This window comes from Arthrobacter sp. B0427-1-12 (genome assembly GCF_059092905.1).
Map to the genome: position 1 here is coordinate 1 of NZ_JBNHIC010000153.1, position 1291 is coordinate 1291.

A 1291-nucleotide genomic window follows, 5' to 3' on the forward strand; every position below is an offset into this window, starting at 1 on the left:
TGTACGGTCCGGGGACATCCCTGACACTGTGTTGTCGGGAGATCGCTGACAGTCTATGCGGCTTCGGCGGTCTTGCGGGGACGGCCGCGTGTTTTGCCGCTGCCGTGGTAGGTGCCGACCGGTCCCAGGACGAGCTCACGGAGGATTTCTCCGGTGCCGTGGTGGCAGACCGTGACGTGCTCGGGTCCTTCGACGATGCGCACGTGTTGACCGGTGAAGGACTGGCCGACGTTGATCTTGCGTTTGCGGAAGTTCACGGAGCCGGCGGAAGAGACCTTCAGGATCCGCGGAGCCGTCCGCACGCGGCGTTTGTCTTCGGGTGAGGCCTTGCGGGAGATGCCGTAGACGGCCGCGGGAGTCTGCTGTTCCAGGGAGCGGTGGGGCCGTTCGTGGTTGTAGTGCCAGCGGAACCGGTCACACAGTGCCTGGAGCTCTTCGATTCCGGCCGCCGGGCCGTGGTCGGCATAGAACTCCTTGAAGGTGCGGTGATAGCGTTCGAGCTTGCCGCAGGTCTGCGGGTGCCGGGGCCGGGAGTTGAGCTGGCTGATGCCCAGGGCGGAGAGCTTTTCCTGGAACTGGACCGGCTTCTGGCCCTTGCGGGAGCGGAACTGCAGGCCGTTATCGCTGATCAGCTGCCGCGGGGCCCCGTGTTCGGTCACTGCCTTTTCCATGGCAGCCCAGGCCGCCTGGGCGGTGAAGCGGCGCACGGCGTGCGCACCGATGCAGAAGCGGGCATGGTCATCGAGCAGATCCACGATCCATGCCCGAGAGCCATCGGCCAGGGCAACCTGGGTGCCGTCGATCTGCCACAGATCGTTCGGAGCGTGCCGTTCAAACCGCTTCCAGGTTTTCGGGGTCCGGCGCGCCTGTGCCGTGACCAGTCCGTGGCGCTTGAGGACCCGATGAATGGTGGACACGGCCGGCGCCGGGTCCAGGCCGGCCTGGACGAGCTTGGTCCGCAGCACCCGCGCGCCCCAGCGCGGGTTGTCCACCCGCAGGCGTACCACCAGCGACTCGATCTCGTCGGCGGTTCTGGCCGGAGAGGTCGCAGGGCGCCGGGATCTGGGCTGCAGCCCGGCAGTTCCCTCCGCCCACAGACGGCGGCGGTACTCATAGAAGCTCTGCCGGGAAATGCCGTAGCGGCGGCACACCTCAGAAACCGGGATACCGTCCCGCACCGGCGCCAGCAGGATTTCCAGCCATCGGTCATTCACGCTCATCACTCTCATCTGTGCAAGAGTGTCAGGGATGTCCCGCTAACGAACTGTCACCCATGTGTCCGGACCGCACA

At 66.3% G+C, this 1291-nt stretch carries 1 protein-coding gene; it reads right to left on the reverse strand.

Annotation, left to right across the window (positions count from 1 at the left end):
* Positions 1-53: 53 nt before the first annotated feature.
* Positions 54-1220: an IS481 family transposase gene (locus tag AC5RWU_RS24280; RefSeq protein WP_494037352.1), complete on the reverse strand. Its 1167-nt coding sequence runs from the start codon at positions 1218-1220 to the stop codon at positions 54-56.
* Positions 1221-1291: the final 71 nt, after the last annotated feature.

What these genes read in the sequence shown, in the direction of transcription:
- AC5RWU_RS24280 (WP_494037352.1), bottom strand. Translation starts at nt 1,220, where the DNA reads ATGAGCGTGAATGACCGATGGCTGGAAATCCTGCTGGCGCCGGTGCGG.